Source organism: Nocardia sp. NPDC004860, from assembly GCF_040609015.1.
Classification (GTDB): Bacteria; Actinomycetota; Actinomycetes; order Mycobacteriales; family Mycobacteriaceae; genus Nocardia.
Genome location: NZ_JBEXJI010000002.1, coordinates 174,122 through 197,561 on the forward strand (window position 1 = coordinate 174,122; position 23,440 = coordinate 197,561).

Below are 23,440 nucleotides of genomic sequence, written 5' to 3' on the forward strand. Positions count from 1 at the left end.
TGGACCATTGCGGAACAGTTCGTTCCGCAATGCGCGAATACCATCGAGAAATGCTGGAAACCTCCGCCCGCCTGCTGCGGCTGCTGTCGCTGCTGCAATCCCGGCGCGACTGGACCGGGGCCGAACTCGCCGCACGGCTCGAGGTCACCCCGCGCACGATCCGCAAGGACATGGATCGGCTGCGCGAACTCGGCTATCCGGTGGCGGCGCGGCCCGGCGTGGACGGGGGATACCGGCTCGGGACCGGTGGCGCGCTGCCGCCGCTGCTGCTCGACGATGACGAAGCTGTCGCGGTGGCCGTCGGATTACGCACCGCCGCAAGCGGTTCGGTCCTCGGCATCGAGGAGACGTCGCTGCGCGCGCTGACCAAACTGCAGCAGATCCTGCCGTCACGGCTGCGGCACCGGGTCAGTGCCTTCCAGAACGCGCTGCCGGTTCCGATGCGCGGGCCCCGGGTCGGCGCCGACACGCTGACCGCCATCGCCGCCGCGTGCCGCGACCACGAGCGCCTGCGGTTCGACTATCGGTCCCACTCGGGCGCATCCTCCCGGCGTGTGGTCGAGCCGTACCGTCTCGTCAACCACCGCCAGCGCTGGTACCTGCTGGCGTGGGATCTCGACCGCGGCGACTGGCGGACCTTCCGCGTCGACCGCACGGACCCGCGCCCACCGGCCGGACCGCGCTTCATTCCGCGTCCCCTGCCACCCGACGCCGAGATCGCGTCCTACGTCGAACGCGGAATCGGCTCGGCGACGTGGCGTTTCCGTGCCCGCGTGATCGTGCACGCCCCCGCCGCTCACGTCCGCGCGCGCATCCCGATCCCCATCGACATCGAGGAACTCGGCGACAACCGCTGCGCCTTCGAGCCCGGCTCCGACCACCCCGAAATGCTCGCCCTCTACCTGGGTCTGCTGGACGCCGATTTCGACATCGTCGATTCCCCCGATCTGGTCGCCGCCCTGCGCACCCTGATCGACCGCTACCAGCGTGCCGTCAGCACTGCCGGTTGAGCGACCGCCCGCGACCGTGCTGACCGCCCGCGATAGTGCTCACCGCCCGCGATAGTGCTCGTCCAGCACGGGCACCGGATCCAGTTCCGACACCTGATGCCCCGCATTGCAGTGATCGGTGAGATCCTTCCCGTCCCGCGCCTGCACCACCCGCAGCTCATCCACGCAATCGACCAGTGACTCGGCAACTTTCGCCGCATGCCGATACCCCGGCGCATCCCGATCGGCGACCACCCACACCCGATGCGCACCCCGCAGCCATTCGGCATGCTCCCGATGCCACCCGTTCGCCCCGCCCGCATTGCAGGTGGCGGTCAACCCGGCACGCGTGGCAGTGAGCACATCCGCCTCACCCTCGCAGACGACGATGTCACGGCCGTCCTCCACGGCGTCGATCACCTCGGGCAAATGGAACGGAAGCCGCTCGAATCCGCCGTACTCCCAACCGGTTTCGGTCCGGCGCTGCTGATAGAAGCTCTTCACGTACCCCTGTCGATGCAGCGTCCGAACCCGGAACACACACCCCGCCGGACTGCCATCCGGCCACCGGTAGATATACGCCGCCACCCGCCGCGACCGCCCGATCGGCGGACCGAAGTCACGCTTGTGCACCGAAAGTGCCAGCCCCGCAGCCAAAATGGCCCGATCCGCCAGCCCCGTCTCCACCGTCCCCCGCGTCGGTGACCCCCGCCGCTCCGCCGGGGCGTCGAACAGGTCCCGCACCCGCAGCCCGAGCCGCTCCAGCACCTCCTCATCCGAACACCCGGCGAAACACCGGACGACCGTCCGCTGCCGCTGCAGGCTGTACACGACCCCCAGCGACGGCCGATGCCGCCGCCCATCCGCCTCGTGCACCGGACACAGGTAGGTAGTCCACTCGGTGCCGCGCCTCCCCGGCCCGGACACCCGATTCAGCGCCCGGTTGATGGTCTCCCACGATCCCTGACTGCCCATCACGCCGGTCCTCTCACTACCGGTGTACCCCGTTGAGCAGCGTTGTCAACCGTCATGAATCCGGTTGTAGCGCAACCGGAATCAACCGCCCGATATCCGCGTCGCCCTGGCGCGGGATGGACTCTCCCGGGCGGTGGATATCGGCTGATCCGGATGGCGTAGAGTCGCCGGAATCGATGGCGGCCGCCACGAAGCGGACGACCGGTACTGCATGAAACCTGCTGGGGCGCAGGAATGGTGAGAATTCACAATCGGAGTGGAACTCGGGCGTGTCGGGCGTTCGGGCGGCAAGAATGGACCGCATGGTTGCGGTCGGGGGTCGGGCAAACTCGTGGGAAGCCGATGCGGCGGCGGGCGGGGGCCCGGTGCCGGGAGTGGATGTCGGGAAGTATCCGCTGGACTCGCCCGGGAGTGCGGCGTGGCTGGCGGCGGTGGGCGAGGCGCGGGCCGAGCTGGCCGCGGATGGATGCTGCGTGCTGCGCGGGTTCATCAGGCCCGAGCTGCTGAATACCTTGCGTGGTGAGGGGGTGGCGTTGGCTCCGCACGCGTATTACACCGTGGAGGACGTCAACGCCTACAACATTCCCCTCGATGCCGATCTGCCGCCGGACCATCCGGGGCGGATCGTGCTGCACCGCGGGAACGCGTTCGTGGCAAGGGATCTCATTCCCGCGGACGCGCTGATCCACCGGCTGTACACCGACCGCCGGTTCCAGCGGTTCGTGGCGGACTGCTTCGGGCTGGCCGAGCTCCACGAGTACACCGACCCGCTGGCGGGGTTGTGCCTCAATGTGGTCGCGCCGGGAATGTCGCATCCGTGGCATTTCGATACCAACGAGTTCACCGTCAGCATGCTCACGCAGGAGCCGGAATGCGGTGGGGTGTTCGAGTACTGCCCGAACATCCGGTCGCGGGAGGCGGAGCACCTCGCGGATGTGCGGGACGTGCTGACGGGGCAGGGGGAGCGGTTCGTCCGGCGGCTGGAGTTGCGGCCGGGGGATCTGCAGCTGTTCCAGGGGAGATTCTCGTTGCACCGGGTCGCGCCCGTAGGCGGGACGATGCAACGGCATTCGGCGATCTTCGCCTACAGCGACACCCCGGGACTGATCGGCACCGCCGAGCGGACCCGGCAGCTGTTCGGGCGGGTACTGCCGGATCATCTGGCCGTCGGTGAGGTCCGCGGCGATCGACTGCTCGACTGAGAGGGAACAGCTCGTGCCGGTTTCGTTACACAGCTCCACCGGAAAAGCCTCGTTCGACCACATCTACGACCGCCCCGATCCACGCGAGTATTACGCGCGCATGGCCGAATTGGATTACCAGATACCGGAATTGGCCAAACCGCATTTCCAGCGGCTACTCGCGGAGTATCGGTCGGCCACCGGCATCGCCACCCCCGCGGTCCTCGACATCGGCTGCTCCTACGGCGTGAACGCGGCCCTGCTGCGCCTGGACACCACCATGACCGACCTGGCCGGACGGTACCGCGGCCGCGGCAGCGACGACACCGCCGCGCTCATCGACCGCGACCGGCAGCTGCTGCACACCCGCGATCAGCTCCCCGGCGTCCGCTTCATCGGCATGGACGCCTCCCGCCCCGCTCTCGACTACGCCGGCGCCGCCGGCTTCCTCCAGGACGCCGTGCACGCCGACCTGGAGTCGGGCGACCCCACCGAGGCCCAGCGCCGCACCCTCGCCGCCGCGGACCTGGTCATCTCCACCGGCTGCGTCGGCTACGTCTCCGAACGCACCCTGCTGCGGGTGGCCCGCGCCCACGGCGGAAAACTGCCCTGGATGGCACATTTCGTGCTGCGCATGTTCTCCTTCGACCCCATCGCCGCTCACCTGGAGACCCTCGGCTATCACACCGAACGCGCACCCGGCGTGTTCCGCCAGCGGCGCTTCGCCTCCGCGGACGAGCAGGCGCGGGTACTGAACACCCTGGCGGACAGCGGAATCGATCCCGCCGGCGCCGAATCCGACGGGTGGCTCTACGCCCAGCTGTATCTGTCGCGGCCGAAAGTCAGCGTCGCGACCGAACAATGAATCGCGTCGCACATCGAATTCACATCCCGGATTCACCTGAAAACTCCCCGCGATTGTTACGGTGAATCGGTGGCACCAGCGAAGATCGTAATTGTCGGCGGTGGTTTCGCGGGCGTCGAGTGCGCCCGATATCTGGAACGCCGAGTGCGGCCCGACGAGGCGTTCATCCAACTCGTCTCGCCGGACGCCGGACTGCTGTATCTCCCGCTGCTACCGCAGGTCGCCTCCGGCACCCTCAACCCTCGGTCGGTCTCGGTGTCCCTGCGCCGGGTCCTGCGCCGCACCGAGGTAGTGCCGGGCATGGCGGTCGGGGTGGACCACGACACCCGGCGGGTGGTGGTGCGCCGATCCACCGGCCGCGAAACCGCCCTCGAGTACGACCATCTCGTCCTGGCCCCGGGCTCCATCACCCGGGTGCTGGACGTGCCGGGGCTCAAGGAGCACGGCTTCGGTATGAAGACCCTGCCGGAGGCCATGTACCTGCGCGACCATGTGCTGCGGCAACTGGACGTCGCCGCGCTGCGCGGCGGGCTGGACGGGGACCGGGAGCGGCTCAACTTCGTCACCATCGGCGCGGGCTACGCCGGGACCGAGACCGCCGCGGTCCTGAACAAGGTCTGCCACGCCGCCGCCAAGCGCTTCTTTCCCGAAACCGAACGCGGCATGGTGCGGTGGCACCTGGTCACCCACGGCGACCGCATCATGCCGGAGCTGGGCGAACGGCTCGGCGCGGAGGCGAAAAGGATTCTGGCCGAACGCGGAATCGAACTCATCCCCGGAGCGTCGGCGGCGGAGGTGACGGCCAACGGGGTGAAACTCACCAATGGGCGATTCATCCCCTCCCGCACCGTGCTGTGGACCGCCGGCGTCACCCCGAGCCCGCTGGCCGGGCACCTCGGCGCGGAAACCGACAAGGGACGCATCATCGCGCACGCCGACCTCTCTGTTCCCGGGCTGGAGGGCGTGTGGGCCATGGGTGACGCCGCCGCCGTCCCGGATTTGACCGACGGCGTCGACAAGGTGTGCGCGCCCACCGCCCAGCACGCCATCCGCCAGGGCCGGCACCTGGGCAAGAACCTGCTGGCGACCTTGCGTGGCGGACGATCCGAACCCTACCGGCATCCGGATCTCGGCATGGTGGTCGACCTCGGCGGCCGGGACGCGCTGGCCCGCCCGCTCGGCATCGGATTGCGTGGTGTCCCAGCCCAATTCGTGGCACGCAGCTACCACCTGATGGCGCTGCGCACCGTCGTCGCCCGCGCCCGCGTGGCGTTCGACTGGACCGTGCACGGCCTCAGCGGCGACGACTTCCTGCGTATCGGCTACGGCGACTACCAGACCCACACCATCGGCGGATTCGAGCAGTCCGGCTGCTACCTGCGGACCGACGAGGTGCCGCGGGTGCTTAAGGGGCTCGGCGATCCCGGGTGACTCCGGAACCCGCATGAAAACTATTGTGGCGCAGTAAATCCACATCCCGTCCGACCGTGTGGTTTCGGGCGAAAGCCTGGCGCTCGGACGGTTTCGATGACAAGAATGGGTGCTGTGACCGCCAGGGGGACGGTCACGCGTGTGCAAATGCCAGGTTGCCCCTATCCGACGACCCACGAGGACACCCCTTGAGCGACAGCACCTTCGCCTTCGACGAGCAGCTGCCCCGCGTCCCGCTGCCCACCCTGGAGGAGAGCTGCACCCGCTTCCTGCACTGGTGCGCGCCCCTGCTGACCTCCGACGAGTACGCCGCCACCGCGGCCGCCGTCGAGGATCTGCTGCGCCCCGACAGCCCCGCCCGCACCCTGCACGCCGATCTGCAGCGGTTCGACGAGACCCCGGGCGTGGGCAGCTGGCTCGACGAGTTCTGGCCCTCCCGCTACCTGGGCCGCCGCGACCGGATCGCGTTGAATGCGAACTTCTTCTTCCTGTTCCGCGACGACACCGCCCTCGCCTCCTCGACCAGCGCCGACCAGAGCGAGCGCGCCGCCGCCCTCATCGCCGCGACGGTCGGCTACAAGCTGCGCCTGGACAAGGAGGAGATCCCGCCCGCCACCCAGCGCGGCACGCGACTCAATATGGCGCAGAACAAGTTCCTGTTCTCCGAGACGCGCATACCGGACGCCCCGCAGGACACCGTGCGGGCGCCCTACAGCGACGACTGGCCCGGACCCTCGGACGCCCGCCACATCGTGGTCTTCTACCGCGGCACCATGTTCCGCATGGACGTCATCGGCCCCGGCGGCGTCCCCTACACCCCCGAGGACCTCGCCGACGGCCTGCGCGCCGTCATGAAGGCCGGTGCGCGCCGCGCCGCCACCAACACCTCGCCCGGGCACCTCACCACGCTCGCCCGCGCCGACTGGGCGCCGGTCTACGCCGCCCTGCGGCCCGCCAATGCCGCCGCCTTCGACACCGTCGAGACCGCGCTGTTCTGCGTCTGCCTCGAGGACTTCGCGCCGCGTGACACCCTGCACGCCTGCGACCAGCTGCTGCACGGCGACAGCGGCAACCGCTGGTTCGACAAGTCGGTGTCGTTCATCGTCTTCGCCGACGGCGAAGCGGGCATCAATGTCGAGCACTGCGGGCTGGACGGCACCACCATCCTGTCCTTCGTCGACACCCTGCTCGAGGCGCCGGTGAGCGACCACGCCGAACAGTCGGGCGCGCAGGCGCAGGGCCTGCCCGCCATCGAACCCGTCGAGTTCGTCCTCGGCCCGGAATCCAAGACCGAGATCGCCTCCGCCGCAGCGTCCTTCGCGCAGTACGCCGCCGACAACGCCACCACCACGGTGTCGTTCGACTTCGGCACCAACCGCGCCAAGCGGCTGGGCATCTCCCCGGACGCCTTCGCGCAGCTGAGCTATCAGCTCGCGCACCGCCGCAGCAAGGGGCTCAACGGCGCCACCTACGAATCCATCGCCACCCGCCAGTTCCGCAACGGCCGCACCGAGGCCATGCGCGTGATCACCCAGGAGATGCTGGATTTCGTTGCCGCCATGGAGGATCCGGCCGTGGACCGGGACCGCAAACTGGTGGCCCTGCGCACCGCCGCCGAGGCACACGTGCGCCGCGCCCAGGAATGCCAGCGCGGCGAGGCCCCCGAACAGCACCTGTGGGAACTGCAGTGGATCCAGCGCCGCCGCGGCGAACAGCTCGGCGCCACGGCCCCGATGGCCTTCTACGACAGCCCCGGCTGGACCATCACCCGCGACGACTACCTGAGCACCAGCTCCGCGCCGTCGGTGAACATCCAGTACTTCGGGTTCGGCTCCACCAGCCCCAAGTGCATCGGCATCGCCTACGTGCTGCTGCCCGACCGCTGGAACCTCTACCTGGCCACGCCCAAGCACGTCGCCCAGCAGATGCACGACTTCGCCGAGCAGCTGCGCGGGGCGGTCGCCGAACTCGCCGAACTGCTCACCGTATAACCGATTGCGGGGAGTGTGCGCCCGTCTGAAAGAATCACTCCCCGTGAAATCTTTCGAAGCCCTGTTCGCCGAGCTGCAGGATCGTGCCGCCAACCGCCCCGAGGGGTCGGGCACCGTCGCCGCCCTGGACGCCGGCGTGCATGCGCAGGGCAAGAAGGTGCTCGAGGAAGCCGGCGAGGTCTGGATCGCGGCCGAGTACCAGAGCGATGAGGAACTCTCCGAGGAGATCTCGCAGCTGCTCTACTGGGTGCAGGTGCTGATGGTGGGCCGCGGGCTGCGGCTCGAGGACGTGTACCGACATCTGTGATGCGCCGGTGCGCCGCACGAACCTGCGGCGCACCGTTCGCTCAGCCCCCTGTCGACACGTCTTCCCTCCCCGTTCCGAAAGGACCTCCCATGCTTCGCGTCGCAGTCCCCAACAAGGGCGCACTCTCCGAATCCGCCCTCGCCATCCTGTCCGAGGCGGGCTACCGCAAGCGCACCGACTCCCGTGAGCTGAGCGTGCTGGACCCGGTCAACCAGGTCGAGTTCTACTTCCTGCGGCCCAAGGACATCGCCATCTACGTCGGTTCCGGCGAGCTCGACCTGGGCATCACCGGCCGCGACCTGGCCCTGGATTCCGGTGCGCCCGTGCAGGAACGGCTCGCTCTCGGCTTCGGCCGCTCCACCTTCCGCTACGCCGCCCCGGCCGGGCGCGAATGGAAGGTCGAGGACCTCTACGACAAGCGCATCGCCACCTCCTACCCGAACCTGGTGCTGACGGACCTGGCGAAGCACGGCATCGAGGCCGAGGTCATCCGCCTCGACGGCGCGGTCGAGATCTCCATCCAGCTCGGCGTCGCCGACGCCATCGCCGACGTGGTCGGCTCCGGCCGCACCCTGCGCCAGCACAACCTGGTCGCCTTCGGCGAGTCGCTGTGCTCCTCGGAGGGCGTGCTCATCGAGGCCGAGGGCGCCGACCAGCACGACAAGGCCCGCAACCAGCTCGTCGCCCGCATCCAGGGCGTGGTCTTCGCCCAGCAGTACCTGATGCTGGACTACGACTGCCCCAAGGCGCTGCTCGAGGAGGCGGTCAAGATCACCCCCGGGCTGGAGTCGCCGACCGTGTCGCCGCTCACCGATCCCGAGTGGGTCGCGGTGCGCGCGCTGGTGCCGCGCAAGAACGGCAACGAGCTCATGGACCAGCTCGCGGACCTGGGCGCCAAGGCGATCCTGGCCACCGACATCCGGTCCTGCCGCGCCTTCTGATTCCGGCCGGGTCAGGACGGGCCGGATTCCGGCTCGTCCTCGCCGGACGGGAAAGGCGGTGGGGTGCCGCCGAATTCGGGGCATAGTCGCTTGAAATCGCAGTACTCGCAGAGCCAACTCGGGCTGGGCGGGAACTCCCCGGTCTCGGCGGCGGTCACGATGGCGGCCCACAGCGCCGACAGGATCCGCTCGAAGCGCAGCAGTTCCTCCGGGTCCGGCGCGTAGGTGAGGGTGACGCCGTCGGCGAGGTACATCAGCCGCAGTTCCGCCGGCGCCCGGCCCTGGGTGCGCAGCAGGACCAGGGCATAGAACTTCAGCTGGAACAGGGCCCGGGTCTCGTAGGTGAGGCCCGGGGCGCGGCCGGTCTTGTAGTCGATGACGTGCAGTTCCCCGTCGGCCGAGCGGTCGATGCGGTCCACGATGCCGCGCAATGGCGTGCCGTCGGGGAGGTCGGCCTCGATGAAGGTCTCGCACGACTCCGGATCGAAGCCGGACGGATCCTCCAGCCGGAAGTACACGCCCACCAGCTTGCGCACCTCGGCCAGGAACCCGGGCAGTTCCTCGGCCGGGATCAGCGACTCCACCTCGGGCTGCGACTCGCGCACCCCCGTCCACGCGGGTTCGACGAGCGCGGCCGCGGCCTCGGCATCCCGCTCGGTGGCGGGCAGCCCGAACAGTGCCTCCAGCACGGCGTGCACCACCGTGCCGCGCACCGCCGCCCGCGAGGGCGGTTCCGGAATCCGGTCGATGACCCGCAGCCGGTATTTCAACGGGCACTGCTTGAAATCGATTGCGCGCGAGGGGGACAGGGCGGGGCCGCGCGGAGCGAACCGCGCTGTCTCCGGGGTACTGATCACGTCAACCGACATACCTGGCAGGCTAAACGCAGGCACCGACAAGGTGCGGACGAATCCGGCGCAGCACATTCGCGGCGACGCACGACTTCACCACAACCACGCAGAACGGAGATTCATGACGGCCAGACGGACCGGCCCATTCCAGATCGGTGACCGGGTACAGCTGACCGACGCCAAGGGGCGCAAGTTCACGGTGATCCTGGAGGCGGGCAAGGAATTCCACACCCACGCCGGCCACATCAACCACGACGACCTCATCGGCGCCGACGAGGGCTGCGTGGTGAACTCCGCCAAGGGCACCCCCTACCTGGCCCTGCGCCCGCTGCTGACCGACTACGTGCTGTCCATGCCGCGCGGCGCGGCGGTCATCTACCCCAAGGACTCCGCCCAGATCGTCCACGAGGGCGACATGTTCCCCGGCGCGAAGGTCCTGGAGGCCGGCGCCGGCTCGGGCGCGCTGACCTGCTCGCTGCTGCGCGCGGTCGGCCCCGAGGGCAAGGTCATCTCCTGGGAGATCCGCGACGACCACGCCGAGCACGCGGTCAAGAATGTCGAGCGCTTCTTCGGCGAACGCCCCGCCAACTGGGAGCTCACCCTCGGCGACGTGGCGGACTACGCCGGCGAACAGGTCGACCGCGTCGTCCTCGACATGCTCAAGCCGTGGGACGCGCTCGAGGCCGTCTCGAAGGCACTGATCCCCGGCGGCGTCTTCCTCGCCTACGTGGCGACCACCACCCAGCTCTCCGAGGTGGTCGAGGCGCTGCGCCGCCAGGGCTGCTGGACCGAGCCCACCGCCTGGGAATCCATGGTGCGCCCCTGGCACGTGGTCGGCCTCGCGGTGCGCCCCGAACACCGCATGCAGGGCCACACCGCCTTCCTGGTCAAGGCCCGCCGGCTCGCCGACGGCGTCACCGCCCCCAAGCCGCAGCGCCGCCCGTCCAAGGGCTAGCGCGCCGGGAAGATATTTCTCGACGCCGGATCCGGCCTCGAAACGAACGCGCCCCCGCCACGGAACGGCGGGGGCGCGTCGTCGTATTCAGCCGGTCGCGAGGCGGTTTCGCGGCGTCAGCAGGGCGCCTTGCCCATGGCCAGGATGGTGCAGCCGGTGTTCTCCGACAACTGCCAGCCCGCGTCGGTGTGCTGCCAGCTCATGGGCACGCCGGGCATGGTGCCGTGCGGGGAGACGATGGCGACCGAGGCATTGGCGGTGTCGCCGTTGGCCTGCACACCCGAGACCGTCCAGCCGATGCTGCCGTAGTTGGCCAGGCCCCGGTTCATCGTCTCGAGGTTCGAGGTGCGCGCACCGCCGTTGACCATCAGGTTCGCCTTGTCGGCGGCGGGCACGGCCGGGTCGGTGAAGCGGGTCAGCGTCGACTGCAACTCGTCGGCGGAGGGCGCGGGGGTGTCGGCGCCGGCGAGGCCCGCACCGGAGGTGAGGGCGACGGCGGCCGCGGCGACGGCCAGGGACAGGCGAACGGAACGAGCGAGCATGAACGAACGGGCCTTTCGGGACTCGAAGGGGTGGTTACTGGCAGGCCGCGCGGGCCATGCCGAGGATCGTGCAGGCGCCGGCGTCGGAGAGCTTCCACGCGCCGTCGCTGTACTGGAAGGTCATCGGGACGTCGGGCATGGTGCCGTGCGGGGAGGTCACCGACACCTTCGCGTCGGCCTTGGTCCCGTCCTGCTTGATCTCACCGACGGTGAACCCGACCTGGTAATGGGCCAGTCCCTGGTTCATGGTGTCGATATTTCCGAGACGTTTGTCGCCGTCGACGACTAGTTTGGCCTTGTCGGCAGCCGGCTTCGCCGGGTCGGCGAAGGCCGTGAGCACGCCCTGCAGGGCGTCCGCGGTCGGCGCGGGCGCGGCGGCGGTGGCCGATACGGTGGTGGTCGAGGACGAAGAACCCTTGTCGTCGGAGCCGCAGCCGGTCACAGTTGCCGTAACGGCCGCGAAGGCCGCGACGGTAGCCACGGAAACACGAAGCGTCCGCGTGACGTTGCGCATACCAGGAGTACGACTGGTGGGAAGGAGCATCAACGGCGCCTTTCGGCTCGGTCCGGCGATTAACTCACCGGAAACAGGTTAGGGCAGGCTAACATGCTCGTCCGGCCTGCAGGCCGCAGCCTAGATGTGATCACGACGAAACCATGTCGGAAAGCGGGAACGGTTAGAGCCCGGTAGCGTTGATAGACCGGGACTGGGAGGAGCAGCATCATGAGCCCCATCGAACATTCGGATTCGGCCGCCTGGAGGGAACTCGAGGCAGTACGTGCCGAGGCCGCTGCACTCCGGAGGCAACTCGCCGACACGCCGGATCGCACACGGGAATTGGAAGCGCGCGTCGATTCGCTGACGATTCGCAATACCAAACTGATGGACACCTTGAAGGAAGCGCGCCAGCAACTGGTCGCTCTCCGTGAGGAAGTGGACCGCCTCGGCCAGCCACCCTCGGGCTACGGCGTCCTCATCGGCGTGTACGACGATCAGACGGTCGATGTGTTCACTTCCGGGCGCAAGATGCGGCTGACGTGTTCGCCGAATATCGACACCACCACCCTCCACTACGGGCAGACCGTGCGTCTCAACGAGGCGCTGACCGTGGTCGAGGCGGGCGGTTTCGACACCATCGGTGAGATCGGCACGCTGCGAGAGGTTCTCGACGACGGGCGCCGCGCGCTGGTCGTCGGGCATGCCGACGAGGAGCGGGTGGTCTGGTTGTCCGGGCCGCTGACCGCCCTGGTCGACGTGGACGACCTCGAGGATCCGGATCGTCCGATTCGCAAACTGCGGCCCGGTGATTCGCTGCTGGTCGACACCAAGGCCGGATTCGCCTTCGAGCGCATCCCCAAGGCCGAGGTCGAGGACCTGGTGCTCGAAGAGGTGCCGGATGTCGGCTACGAGGACATCGGCGGTCTCTCGCGCCAGATCGAGCAGATCCGCGACGCGGTCGAATTGCCGTTCCTGCACAAGGATCTGTTCCGCGAGTACGCGCTGCGCCCGCCCAAGGGCGTGCTGCTCTACGGTCCGCCCGGTTGCGGTAAGACGTTGATCGCCAAGGCCGTCGCCAACTCGCTCGCCAAGAAGATCGCCGAGGCGCGCGGTGAGGATGCCAAGGAAGCCAAGTCGTTCTTCCTGAACATCAAGGGCCCCGAGCTGCTCAACAAGTTCGTGGGTGAGACCGAGCGCCACATCCGGATCATCTTCCAGCGGGCCCGCGAGAAGGCGTCCGAGGGCACCCCGGTGATCGTGTTCTTCGACGAGATGGATTCGATCTTCCGCACCCGCGGTTCGGGCGTCTCCTCCGATGTGGAGACCACCGTTGTGCCGCAGCTGCTCTCGGAGATCGACGGCGTCGAGGGCCTGGAGAACGTGATCGTGATCGGCGCCTCCAACCGTGAGGACATGATCGATCCCGCGATCCTGCGGCCCGGCCGCCTGGACGTGAAGATCAAGATCGAGCGCCCGGATGCCGAAGCCGCGCAGGACATCTTCTCCAAGTACCTGACGGAGACGCTGCCGCTGCACAGCGAGGATCTGCAGGAGTTCGACGGTGATCGCGGCAAGTGCGTGCAGGCCACCATCGAACGCGTGGTGGACCGCATGTACGCCGAGTCCGAGGACAACCGCTTCCTGGAGGTCACCTACGCCAACGGTGACAAGGAGGTCCTGTACTTCAAGGACTTCAACTCCGGCGCCATGATCCAGAACATCGTGGACCGGGCCAAGAAGTACGCCATCAAGTCCGTCCTGGAAACCGGCAATCCGGGTCTGCGCATCCAGCATCTCTACGATTCGATCGTGGACGAGTTCTCCGAGAACGAGGACCTGCCCAACACCACGAATCCCGATGACTGGGCCCGCATCTCGGGTAAGAAGGGCGAGCGCATCGTCTACATCCGCACCTTGGTGACGGGGAAGAACGCCAGCGCCAGCCGCGCCATCGACACCGAGTCGAACACCGGCCAGTACCTGTAAGCCGGAAAAGCCAAGGGGCTCGCATCCTTTCGGATGCGAGCCCCTTCGCACGCGTGGATGCCGATGCGAGTCAGCTGATCCCGGGGATGAAGCCGGGGTAGACCCAGTGCGAGACACCGCCACCCGGGGCGCCGGAGCCGCTCACGTTCGGGAAGTTGAACGGCAGCCGCTTCAGTGCGTGCGGGTTGCCGTCGGCGTCGGCCTGGACGCAGTTGGTGGTGACGCCGTGGAAGCCCGAGCACACGATGCGGGTCGAGGTGCCGAACGGCGAGGTGAGGCGGGCACGGTTGACCAGCGGGTTCCAGAAGTCGGGGTCGCCGGGGGTGAGGAAGTCGTGGGTCTCGAAAACGTAGATGGGGCTGCGGTCCTGCTGGACGGGCCAGTCGTCGGCGGCCGCGGGGCCGGTGCCGAGGACGAGGGCGGCACCGGTGAGGGCGGCCGCGGCGGCCAGGCCGGTGACGCTACGGGTGATCGTGTTCATGTACCCCTCCATGGAACGTCGATTGACAGTGCGCATCGATGAGAGCATCGGCTCGTGCCGGGCGACTGTAACGGACGGCATGGTCGCGGTGGGGGCAATCACCCGCCGGAGACCGTGATCACCGGGTGCTGCGCAGCCGCCGATCCTCGGTCCAGTCGACGATGAGCCGGCGCTGCCGGAACCGCCACGCGCCGCCGTCGCGGGCGAAGGTGTCGTCGTAGCGGATGTGCATGACGAAGACCCGGGAGCCGTCGGCATCGTCGTAGACATGGGAAGCGGTGCAATAGGTTTCGCCCCGCACCTCGTCGCCGGAGAAGTCCAGCAGCTGGTTGGCGATCACGTGCCGGGTGATGCGGTAGCGGTCGAGGGGCCGCATGGCCGCTTCGATCTGGGTGCGGCCGCGCACCGTCGTCGTGGGCTGCTCGCCGCCCCACTCGATGACCAATGTGCCGTCCGCGGTGAAGAGTTCGGCGATGGCCGCATCGCGGCGGCGGTCGGCGTGGGAGGCGTAGCGCTCGGTCAGTTCGCGCAGGGCGAGTCGGGTTTCCAGCTGGTCCATGGGGTCTCCTCGATAGGGTCAAGATCGTTTCTACTGGTCCGGGGCAGGCGTGACCCGCGATTGCCCGCTGGGTGGACGCGGTGTCAGGCCCGCCGGACCCGGCGGTAGGTCGGCACGGCCACCGCGGCGGTCGCGAGATGCCGTGCCACCTCGGGGATTACGGAGTCGGCGAGGGCGGCGACGGTGAGGCGCAGGTGGTCGGTGTGGGGGTGGTCGGTCACCTCGAACGGGCCGCCCGGGGCCGCTTTGATGCCGGCGGCGGCCAGGGAGATGATGGCGGCGTTCTCGTCCGTGACGGGGAACCAGAGGTTGATCCCGTCGCCGCGGGGGAGACGGATGTCGTGGTGCGACAAGGATTTTCGCAGGGCGTCGGCGCGAGCGCGATAGATGCCGCGGGCCGTGGTGACGGTGGTCCGGGCGGCGTCGTCGGTGAGCATGTGCAGCAGCACCCTCTGGAGCAGCCGGCTGGTCCAGCCCGGTCCCAGCATGCGCCGTTCGAGGAGCGGGTCGAGCAGGTCGGCGGGGCCGCCGACGGCGGCCAGGCGCAGGTCCGCGCCGTGGGATTTGGAGTAGGAGCGAATGTGCACGGTGCGGGTCGGCAGGCGGGCTGCGAGGGAGCGCAGGGGCGCGTGGGTGATGCCCGAACTGTGGTCGTCCTCGACGATGACCGGCGTGCCGCCCGCGACGACCGCGGCATCGGCCAGCACGTCGGCCAGTTCGCGCACCCGCCGCGCCGACAGCGAGGCGCCGGTGGGGTTCTGAGCGCGCGGCTGGAGCAGCACGAGGATCGGGGAGCGGGCCGCCAGGGCGGCGGCCAGCCGATCCGGGCGCATACCGGATTCGTCGAGATCGATGGGAACCGCTCGCGCCCCGAGCCGGGCCAGCAGGTCCAGAAACGGCGGGAAGCACGGGTTTTCGACCGCCACCGCGTCACCCAGCCGGACGTGGGCGGCCAGCAGGCGGTCGACGGCGTCGAGCGCGCCGTCGAGGATGGTGAACCGTTCGGCGCGGGTCGGCCAGTCCGCGCGAATGGCGGCTTCGAGCTCGGGGAGCACGGCCTCGCCGAGGTAGGTGGCCGACAGGTCGTCGATGCGGCCGTCGTCGCCGAGACCGCGTAATGCGGCGGTGAGGTCGGGCAGCAGCGCCGGATCGGGGGTGCCGCGTGAGAGGTCGATGCGGAAGACGCTGTCGGAGTGGGGGTGGAGGCGTTGATAGCGTCCGGCGGCGGGCGCGCGGGGGGCGTGCGGCGCGTCCTGGACGAAGGTGCCCGCCCGGCCGCGCGCCACGATCGCCCCGGCGGCCGCCAGCGCCCGCCACGCCTGATTGACCGTCACGGGGGAGACCTTCAGTTCCCGGGCCACCTCGCGCACGGTGGGCAGCCGGGTGCCGGGTGCCAGCGCGCCCGACCGTATCCGCTGGCCGATTCCGGCCGCGATCCCGGCCGCGGTGCGGTCGTGTGCGGCGGCGGCCAGGTCGGCGGCGGATTCGGCGGTCACAGACTCAGTGTGCGAGGGGGACGGGGGTGGCTCCGACGGGTGCGCCGGAGGTTTTACGGTCACGAAATCGTTTCCTTCATCTTGTAACACAAGCGAATTCGTTTCAGGTGCAGTATCACAAACTATGGCGATTGTTCGAGCGGCGCTGGTGCAGACGAGCTGGACCGGCGACAAAGAGTCAATGATCAAAGCGCACGAGGACTACGCGCGGCAGGCTGCTGCGGCGGGGGCGAAGGTGATCTGCTTCCAGGAGCTGTTCTACGGGCCGTACTTCTGCCAGGTCCAGGACACCAAGTTCTACGACTACGCCGAATCGGTGCCGGGTCCCACCGTGGAGCGGTTCGCGGCGCTGGCCCGCGAGCTCGGCCTGGTGATGGTGCTGCCCGTCTACGAGCAGGAGCAGCCGGGACTGCTGTACAACACGGCGGCGGTGGTGGACGCCGACGGGAGCTACCTCGGCAAGTACCGCAAACACCACATTCCGCAGGTCAACGGGTTCTGGGAGAAGTTCTACTTCCGCCCCGGCAATCTGGGTTGGCCGGTCTTCGACACCGCCGTCGGCAGAATCGGGGTCTATATCTGCTATGACCGGCACTTCCCCGAGGGCTGGCGGGCGCTGGGCCTGGCCGGAGCGGAGATCGTGTTCAATCCCTCGGCTACCTCGCGCGGACTGTCGAGCTACCTGTGGAAGCTGGAGCAACCCGCCTCGGCGGTGGCCAACGAGTACTTCATCGGAGCCATCAACCGGGTGGGCATCGAGGAGTACGGCGACGACGACTTCTACGGCACCAGCTACTTCGTCGACCCCGAGGGGCAGTTCGTGGGCGAGGTCGCCTCCGACACCGCCCCCGAGCTGGTGGTCCGCGACCTGGACATGGAACTGATCAATGTGGTGCGCGACCGCTGGGCCTTCTATCGGGACCGGCGTCCGGATGCCTACGGAAAGCTGGTGGAGCCGTGAGCACGACGTTCATCCACGGCGGAATCGTGGTGTCCGCCACCGGATCCCAGCCCCTCGACGTCCTCATCGACGGCGAGACCATCGCCGCGGTGGTGCAGCCGGGATCCACCGCGCTCGGCGCCGACCTGGCCGCCACCGCCGACACCGTCATCGACGCCACCGGCAAGTACGTGATCCCCGGCGGCGTCGACGGCCACACCCATATGCAGCTGCCCTTCGGCGGCACCGAGGCGTCGGACACCTTCGAGACCGGCACCCGCGCCGCCGCGTGGGGCGGTACCACCACCATCGTCGACTTCGCGGTGCAGAAGCCGGGCGAGCGGGTCCAGGACAGCCTGGCGCTGTGGCACGAGAAGGCGGCCGGAAACTGCGCCGTCGACTACGGATTCCATCAGATCGTCGGCTCGGTGGACGCCGAATCCCTCGAGGGCATGAGCGAATTGGTGTCCGAGGGTGTCACCAGTTTCAAGCTGTTCATGGCCTACCCGGGCGTCTTCTACTCCGACGACGGCCAGATCCTGCGCGCCATGCAGACCGCGGGTGAGCTCGGCGCCCTGCTCATGATGCACGCCGAGAACGGGATCGCCATCGATGTACTGGTGGAACAGGCGCTTTCGCGGGGCGAGACCGCGCCGTACCACCACGGCGTCACGCGCCCGTGGCAGATGGAGGAGGAGGCCACCCACCGCGCGATCATGCTGGCGCAGATGACGGGCGCCCCGCTCTACGTCGTCCACGTCTCCGCCAAACAGGCCCTGGAACAGATCGCGGCGGCACGGGGCAAGGGCCAGAACGTCTTCGGCGAGACGTGTCCGCAGTACCTGTACCTCTCGCTCGAGGAGAACCTGGGCGCACCGGGTTTCGAGGGCGCGAAATGGGTGTGCTCGACACCGCTGCGCGCCCGCGCCGAAGGCCATCAGGACGAGCTGTGGCGCTACATCCGCACCGGCGACGTCAGCACCGTGGCCACCGACCACTGCCCCTTCTGCATGAAGGATCAGAAGGAGCTCGGCCTCGGCGATTTCAGCAAGATTCCCAACGGGATCGGCGGCGTCGAGCACCGCATGGACCTGATGTTCCAGGGTGTCAAGGACGGCCGTATCTCCCTGGAGAAATGGGTGGAGGTGTGTTGCACCGCCCCGGCCCGCATGTTCGGGCTCTACCCGCGCAAGGGCGTCATCAGCCCCGGCGCGGATGCGGACGTGGTGATCTACGACCCCCACGGGCACACCAGCATCGGCCTGGGCAAGACCCACCACATGAACATGGACCATTCGGCCTACGAGGGCTTCGAGATCGACGGGCACGTGGACACCGTGCTCTCGCGCGGCCGGGTGATCGTCGACGCGGGGCAGTACCTGGGCAGCGCCGGCCACGGCCGGTACGTCAAACGCGCCCTGTCCCAGAACCTCATCTGACGAACCCGAGCTACGAGGGGAGAGTGCCGCATGGACATCGGTGTGGTGCTGCAGTGCACGCCGCCCGCGTCACGGGTGGTGGAACTGGCGAGAATCGCGGAGACACACGGGTTCTCGCACGTGTGGACCTTCGATTCGCACCTGCTGTGGCAGGAGCCCTACGTCATCTACAGCCAGATTCTCGCCGCGACCCGCAAGATCATGGTGGGCCCGATGGTGACCAACCCGTCCACTCGTGACTGGACCGTCACCGCCTCCACCTTCGCCACCCTCAACGACATGTTCGGCAACCGCACCATCTGCGGTATCGGCCGCGGCGATTCGGCCGTCCGCACCCTGGGCGGGCGGCCCGCCACCCTGGCGACCCTGCGCGAATCCATCGAGGTCATCAGGGAATTGGGCAACGGCCGCAGCGCGCACATCGGCGACACCACCGTTCGCTTCCCGTGGGCGCGGGACTCCCGGCTGCCGGTGTGGGTCGCCGGATACGGTCCGCGCGCCCTGGATCTCACCGGCGAGGTGGCCGACGGGTTCATTCTCCAGCTCGCCGACCCGGACATCACCGCCTGGACCATCGCCCGCGTCCGGGCCGCCGCCGAACGCGCGGGCCGGGACCCGGGGGCGGTGACCATCTGCGTGGCCGCACCCGCCTACATCACCGACGGCACCGTCGGATCGCTGAAACACGCACGGGAGCAATGCCGTTGGTTCGGCGGCATGGTCGGCAACCACGTCGCGGACATCGTCGCCCGCTACGGTTCCGACTCCCAGGTGCCCAAGGCGCTGACCGACTACATCGCCGGGCGGCGCGGTTACGACTACAACGTGCACGGCCGGGCGGGAAATGTGCACGCCGAGTTCGTTCCCGACGACATCGTGGACCGCTTCTGCATTCTCGGCACCCCGGACGAGCACCTGACCCGGCTGCGCCAACTCGAGGCCCTGGGCGTCGACCAGTTCGCGGTCTACCTGCAACACGACGCCAAGACCTCCACCCTCGAGGCCTACGGCGAATCCGTCCTGCCGCGCCTGGCACATCCGATCGAGGCGACGGTGACCGGATCGTGAGCGTGACGACGACCGACCTACCGTCCCCGGCCAGCACCGAGCCACAGGAATTCTCGTTCACCCCTACCGCCCCCGCGGGCCGCGGGCGCGGATGGCGGCTGCTGTATCCGATCATGGCCTTCGCTCTGCTCATCGCGATCTGGGAGCTGGTGAAGGCGCTGGTTCCGGCCAATGGCGTGAGCATCGGGAACCAGCGCGTCCTGCCCCGCACCTCCGACGGCGCGCTGCCGCATTCCTGGGCGGTGCTGACCGTGCTGGGGGAGCGGGACGGGAAGACCACCGTCGGTGCGACCCTGCTGCGCACGGCGGGCTTCACGCTCGAACTCGCGCTGCTGGCGCTGGTGCTGGGCACGGTGGTCGGCGTCGCGCTGGCGGTGCTCATGCAGCGGTTCTCGTGGGTCGAGCGCGGGCTGCTGCCGTATGTGATCGTCTCGCAGACCGTGCCGCTGATCGCGCTGGCCCCGCTGGTGGCGGGGTGGGGCGGCAAGATCGTCATCGCGGGCCGGCCGTGGCAGCCGTGGATGAGCATCGTGGTGATCGCGTCGTACCTGGTGTTCTTCCCGGTCGCCATCGGCACGCTGCGCGGATTGCAGTCTCCGGCACGGGCTTCGGTGGAGCTGCTGCGCAGCTGCGCGGCGGGATGGTGGGCCACCCTGATACATCTGCGGCTGCCCGCGGCGGTGCCGCACATCCTGCCCGCCCTGCGGCTGGGCGCCGCCGCCGCGGTGATCGGCTGTGTGGTGGCCGAGATCTCGACCGGCACCGCGGGCGGGATCGGCCGCCAGATCATCGTCTTCTCCCAGCAGTCGACCGGCAATGCGGCGCGGTTGTACGCCGCGGTGATCGCGGCGGCCCTGCTGGGCGTGGTGCTCACCGGATTGGTCTCGCTCGCCGAGGTGCTGCTGCGCCGCTATGCCCGGCCCGGCCACACCGCGGGAGCAGCCCGGTGACCATCGCTCTACCCGTTCGTTCGTTCGGAGGTACCCCGTGACCGTCGAGACATCCGCGGCCGCACCGGAACCGGCGGTGGCCGCGGCCATACCCGCCGTCGAGTTGCGTGGCGTCGGCAAGATATTCGCCGCCGGCGCGGTGACCGCGCTCGAGGACGTGAGCCTGCGCGTCGCGGCGGGTGAGTTCGTCTCCCTGATCGGCCCGTCCGGGTGCGGCAAGTCGACGCTGCTGCGCATCGTGGCCGACCTGGAACAGCCGAGCTCGGGAACCGTTGTGGTGCACGGGAAGACGGCCAGGCGGGCCCGGCTCGATCAGGAGTACGGCATCGCCTTCCAGCAGGCCGGACTGCTGGATTGGCGGACCGTGCAGGAGAACATCGAACTGCCGTTGCAGCTGCACGGGGTGCGCAAGGCCGAAAGGCGCGCCCGCAGTGCCGAACTGCTCGAGATCACCGGCCTGACCGAATTCGCGCGGCGCTTCCCGGCCGAACTGTCCGGCGGCATGCAGCAGCGCGTCGCCATCGCCCGCGCGCTGGCACGCAAACCACCGCTGCTGCTGATGGACGAGCCGTTCGGCGCGCTCGACGAGATGACCCGCGAGCGCATGCAGGGCGAACTGCTGCGCATCGCCGAAGAGACCGGCGCCGCAGTGGTTTTCGTCACGCACTCGATCCCGGAGGCGGTCTTCCTCTCCGACCGCGTGGTGGTCATGACCCCGCGTCCCGGGCGCATCACCGAGGTGCTGGCCACCGGCGGCCGGGACCGCCACAGCGACGACGAGGTCCGGTCCAGCGAGGAATTCTTCACCGCTGTGGCCGCGGTCCGCGCCGCCCTGCATGAGGGGCACGGCGGCGCAGGCACGCCGAAAAGCGCCGCCGGACGGGACATGCGATGACCCGCGTGCTCCGATCCTGGTTGCCGCCAGTGCTTTTCGGCGTCGCCCTGCTGGTGCTGTGGCAGGTGCTCACCGTCGCGGCGGGCGTCCCGTCGTTCCTGCTGCCCGCGCCCAGCGCCATCGGACAGGCGTTCGCCGACAATCACCACGCCATCCTGGAGGCCGCCCTGGCCACCGGGAAGAACGCGCTGGCCGGCCTGCTCGCCGGTGCGGTGCTCGGCATGGCCGCCGCCACGGTGGCCGTGCGCTTCCGGGTGGTCGACGGGGTGCTCGGCGCGCTGGCGGCCGGCGCGGCGGCGGTGCCCATCGTGGCGCTGGCTCCGCTGCTGAACTCCATGTACTCCACCACCACCGACCTGCCGCGCCGGCTGGTGGCCACCATCGTCGTGTTCTTTCCCGTCTTCGTCAGCACCACACGGGGATTGCGTCAGGTCCCGCGGGTGCACGAAGACCTCATGACCGCCTACGCCGCCACCGGCTGGCAGGTCACCCGCACCGTGCGCCTGCCCGCCGCGCTGCCGCACCTGTTCACGGGTCTGCGCATCGCGGCGCCCGGTGCGGTGATCGCGGCGATCATCGCCGAATACTTCGGCGGTCTGCAGCACGGTTTGGGCAGCCGTATCACCTCCGCGGCGGCCAATACCGCCTATCCGCGCGCCTGGGCCTACGTGGTGGCCGCCATGATCCTCGGCCTGGTGTTCCTGGCCGCCGTGCTGCTGCTCGAACAGCTCACCCGCAGACCCCGCACCATCCCTGGGAGATCGAAATGAGAAGTGCCACCCGCAGATTCCGCATCCGGGCCGTGCTGGCCGCCGCCACCCTGGCGGTGGCCGCACTGTCCGGATGCGGCACCACCGACAATTCCCCGACCACCGCCGATGGGCTCACCAAGGTCAAGCTGCAACTGCAATGGTTCAAACAGGGCCAGTTCGCGGGCTATCTGGCCGCGCAGGCCCAGGGCTACTACAAGGAGCAGGGCCTCGACGTCCAGATCCTCGACGGCGGAACCGATATCGTGCCCCAGACCGTCCTGGCCCAGGGACAGGCCGACTACGCGATCGCCTGGGTGCCCAAGGCCCTGGCCTCCCGGGAGGCCGGTGCGGGCATCACCGATGTCGCCCAGATCTTCCAGCGTTCGGGCACCAAGCAGGTGTCGTTCAAGAGCGCGGGCATCAACGGTCCCGCCGACCTGAAGGGCAAGAAGGTCGGAAACTGGGGCTACGGCAACGAATTCGAACTCTTCGCCGGCATGACCAAGGCGGGCCTGGACCCCGCCAGGGACGTCACCCTGGTTCAGCAGCAGTTCGACATGAACGCCTTCCTCGCTCACGACATCGACGCCGCCCAGGCCATGTCCTACAACGAGTACGCGCAGCTGCTCGAGGTGAAGAACCCCGCTACCGGAAAGCTGTACACGGCAGACGATTTCGCCACCATCGACTGGAACGATCAGGGTGTGGCCATGCTCCAGGACGCCATCTGGGCCAACACCGACAAGCTGAAGGACGCCAAGTACGCCGATCAGACGGTGAAGTTCATCGCCGCCTCGCTGAAGGGCTGGGCCTTCTGCCGCGACAACGTGGACAAATGCCGCGATCTGACCGTGGCCGCCGGGTCGACTCTGGGCGCCAGTCATCAGCAGTGGCAGATCGCCGAGGTGAACAAGCTGATCTGGCCGTCTCCGAGCGGAATCGGGATGATCGACCAGGCGGCGTGGGACCGCACCGTCTCGATCGCGAAGACCACCCGCAACCAGGAGGGCAAGACCGTCCTCACCAAGGATCCCGACGCCGTCGCGTACAGCGTCGAGTACGTCACGAAGGCCCTCGACCAGTTGAAGTCGCAGGGCGTCGATGTCACCGGGAGTTCCTACGTCGCACAGCCGGTCACCCTCGCCGAGGGCGGGAAGTAGCGCGTTCCGGCCATTGTGTGATGTAAGTCACAATTTTATCAAACCGATATAAACCCTGGTGGAACGCGTTCTACCGTGTAGCTCTCGTCGGGTCGGGGAAATGTTTCCCCGGGAAATGGCTTCCCCTCGAATGTGAACCGTGCATGATTCACATGCCCGACATGTCATTTGAAAGATGAGGAGTACC

The 23,440-nt window shown here is 68.6% G+C and carries 23 protein-coding genes; 16 read left to right on the forward strand and 7 right to left on the reverse strand.

Annotated elements, in window-relative coordinates; genetic code table 11:
* Window positions 1-50: 50 nt before the first annotated feature.
* Window positions 51-1,010 (forward strand): YafY family protein, encoded by a 960-nt coding sequence (locus tag ABZV44_RS04750; protein WP_354832081.1) that lies wholly within the window; start codon window positions 51-53, stop codon window positions 1,008-1,010.
* A 39-nt stretch (window positions 1,011-1,049) separates the two neighbouring features.
* Here the strand turns inward: ABZV44_RS04750 and ABZV44_RS04755 are convergent, their stop codons facing one another.
* Complete coding sequence (locus tag ABZV44_RS04755; RefSeq protein WP_354832083.1) at window positions 1,050-1,964, reverse strand: toprim domain-containing protein; 915 nt, start codon at window positions 1,962-1,964, stop codon at window positions 1,050-1,052.
* Between the two features lie 302 nt (window positions 1,965-2,266).
* Between ABZV44_RS04755 and ABZV44_RS04760 the strand changes: the two genes are divergently transcribed.
* The 6 genes from ABZV44_RS04760 (at window position 2,267) to hisG (ending at window position 8,680) form a co-directional block, all read left to right on the forward strand.
* Window positions 2,267-3,166, forward strand: coding sequence for an arpA protein (locus ABZV44_RS04760; RefSeq protein ID WP_354832085.1), 900 nt, complete (start codon window positions 2,267-2,269; stop codon window positions 3,164-3,166).
* 13 nt (window positions 3,167-3,179) lie between these two features.
* Window positions 3,180-4,010, forward strand: a complete 831-nt coding sequence (locus ABZV44_RS04765; RefSeq protein WP_354832087.1) for a class I SAM-dependent methyltransferase — start codon at window positions 3,180-3,182, stop codon at window positions 4,008-4,010.
* Between the two features lie 69 nt (window positions 4,011-4,079).
* Window positions 4,080-5,441, forward strand: a complete 1,362-nt coding sequence (locus ABZV44_RS04770) for an NAD(P)/FAD-dependent oxidoreductase (RefSeq protein ID WP_354832089.1) — start codon at window positions 4,080-4,082, stop codon at window positions 5,439-5,441.
* 188 nt (window positions 5,442-5,629) lie between these two features.
* Window positions 5,630-7,432 (forward strand): choline/carnitine O-acyltransferase, encoded by a 1,803-nt coding sequence (locus ABZV44_RS04775; protein WP_354832091.1) that lies wholly within the window; start codon window positions 5,630-5,632, stop codon window positions 7,430-7,432.
* Between the two features lie 43 nt (window positions 7,433-7,475).
* A complete protein-coding gene (locus ABZV44_RS04780) occupies window positions 7,476-7,739 on the forward strand; it encodes a phosphoribosyl-ATP diphosphatase (protein WP_033085388.1) in 264 nt (87 codons plus the stop codon).
* Between the two features lie 89 nt (window positions 7,740-7,828).
* Window positions 7,829-8,680 carry an ATP phosphoribosyltransferase gene (gene hisG / locus ABZV44_RS04785; protein ID WP_354832094.1) on the forward strand — a complete coding sequence of 284 codons (852 nt, stop codon included), beginning with the start codon at window positions 7,829-7,831 and terminating at the stop codon, window positions 8,678-8,680.
* 11 nt (window positions 8,681-8,691) lie between these two features.
* Here the strand turns inward: hisG and ABZV44_RS04790 are convergent, their stop codons facing one another.
* Window positions 8,692-9,549, reverse strand: coding sequence for a RecB family exonuclease (locus ABZV44_RS04790; RefSeq protein ID WP_354832096.1), 858 nt, complete (start codon window positions 9,547-9,549; stop codon window positions 8,692-8,694).
* A 103-nt stretch (window positions 9,550-9,652) separates the two neighbouring features.
* Between ABZV44_RS04790 and ABZV44_RS04795 the strand changes: the two genes are divergently transcribed.
* A complete protein-coding gene (locus ABZV44_RS04795; protein WP_354832098.1) occupies window positions 9,653-10,486 on the forward strand; it encodes a tRNA (adenine-N1)-methyltransferase in 834 nt (277 codons plus the stop codon).
* A gap of 116 nt (window positions 10,487-10,602) precedes the next feature.
* On the opposite strand, the gene ABZV44_RS04800 is transcribed toward ABZV44_RS04795, so the two are convergent.
* Window positions 10,603-11,028: a hypothetical protein gene (locus tag ABZV44_RS04800; protein WP_354832100.1), complete on the reverse strand. Its 426-nt coding sequence runs from the start codon at window positions 11,026-11,028 to the stop codon at window positions 10,603-10,605.
* Window positions 11,029-11,062: 34 nt separating this feature from the next.
* Complete coding sequence (locus tag ABZV44_RS04805; protein ID WP_354832102.1) at window positions 11,063-11,509, reverse strand: hypothetical protein; 447 nt, start codon at window positions 11,507-11,509, stop codon at window positions 11,063-11,065.
* 243 nt (window positions 11,510-11,752) lie between these two features.
* Here ABZV44_RS04805 and arc point away from each other — a divergent pair, with 243 nt between their 5' ends.
* Entirely contained in the window at window positions 11,753-13,513 is a 1,761-nt protein-coding gene (gene arc, locus ABZV44_RS04810; protein ID WP_354832104.1) for a proteasome ATPase, read from the forward strand.
* Window positions 13,514-13,583: 70 nt separating this feature from the next.
* On the opposite strand, the gene ABZV44_RS04815 is transcribed toward arc, so the two are convergent.
* From ABZV44_RS04815 to ABZV44_RS04825, 3 genes are all read right to left on the reverse strand, one after another.
* Window positions 13,584-13,994: a hypothetical protein gene (locus tag ABZV44_RS04815; protein ID WP_354832106.1), complete on the reverse strand. Its 411-nt coding sequence runs from the start codon at window positions 13,992-13,994 to the stop codon at window positions 13,584-13,586.
* A gap of 118 nt (window positions 13,995-14,112) precedes the next feature.
* Window positions 14,113-14,553, reverse strand: coding sequence for a nuclear transport factor 2 family protein (locus tag ABZV44_RS04820; protein ID WP_354832108.1), 441 nt, complete (start codon window positions 14,551-14,553; stop codon window positions 14,113-14,115).
* Window positions 14,554-14,636: 83 nt separating this feature from the next.
* Window positions 14,637-16,049: an aminotransferase class I/II-fold pyridoxal phosphate-dependent enzyme gene (locus tag ABZV44_RS04825; RefSeq protein ID WP_354832110.1), complete on the reverse strand. Its 1,413-nt coding sequence runs from the start codon at window positions 16,047-16,049 to the stop codon at window positions 14,637-14,639.
* A 124-nt stretch (window positions 16,050-16,173) separates the two neighbouring features.
* Between ABZV44_RS04825 and ABZV44_RS04830 the strand changes: the two genes are divergently transcribed.
* The 7 genes from ABZV44_RS04830 to ABZV44_RS04860 are packed head-to-tail and all read left to right on the forward strand — an operon-like array spanning window position 16,174 to window position 23,253.
* On the forward strand, window positions 16,174-17,010 hold the full coding sequence (locus ABZV44_RS04830) for a nitrilase-related carbon-nitrogen hydrolase (protein WP_354832112.1): 837 nt from the start codon (window positions 16,174-16,176) through the stop codon (window positions 17,008-17,010).
* Window positions 17,007-18,428: a dihydropyrimidinase gene (gene hydA, locus ABZV44_RS04835; RefSeq protein ID WP_354832114.1), complete on the forward strand. Its 1,422-nt coding sequence runs from the start codon at window positions 17,007-17,009 to the stop codon at window positions 18,426-18,428. Before ABZV44_RS04830 ends, hydA begins: the two co-directional genes overlap by 4 nt.
* Window positions 18,429-18,458: 30 nt before the next feature.
* A complete protein-coding gene (locus tag ABZV44_RS04840) occupies window positions 18,459-19,496 on the forward strand; it encodes a TIGR03842 family LLM class F420-dependent oxidoreductase (RefSeq protein WP_354832116.1) in 1,038 nt (345 codons plus the stop codon).
* A complete protein-coding gene (locus ABZV44_RS04845; RefSeq protein WP_354832118.1) occupies window positions 19,493-20,446 on the forward strand; it encodes an ABC transporter permease subunit in 954 nt (317 codons plus the stop codon). Before ABZV44_RS04840 ends, ABZV44_RS04845 begins: the two co-directional genes overlap by 4 nt.
* Window positions 20,447-20,483: 37 nt before the next feature.
* Window positions 20,484-21,341, forward strand: coding sequence for an ABC transporter ATP-binding protein (locus ABZV44_RS04850; protein WP_354832120.1), 858 nt, complete (start codon window positions 20,484-20,486; stop codon window positions 21,339-21,341).
* The gene (locus ABZV44_RS04855; RefSeq protein ID WP_354832122.1) at window positions 21,338-22,111 is read left to right on the forward strand and encodes an ABC transporter permease subunit; all 774 of its coding nucleotides are present in this window, start codon (window positions 21,338-21,340) and stop codon (window positions 22,109-22,111) included. The genes ABZV44_RS04850 and ABZV44_RS04855 overlap by 4 nt, the downstream gene beginning before the upstream one ends.
* Window positions 22,108-23,253 (forward strand): ABC transporter substrate-binding protein, encoded by a 1,146-nt coding sequence (locus ABZV44_RS04860; protein WP_354832124.1) that lies wholly within the window; start codon window positions 22,108-22,110, stop codon window positions 23,251-23,253. The genes ABZV44_RS04855 and ABZV44_RS04860 overlap by 4 nt, the downstream gene beginning before the upstream one ends.
* Window positions 23,254-23,440: the final 187 nt, after the last annotated feature.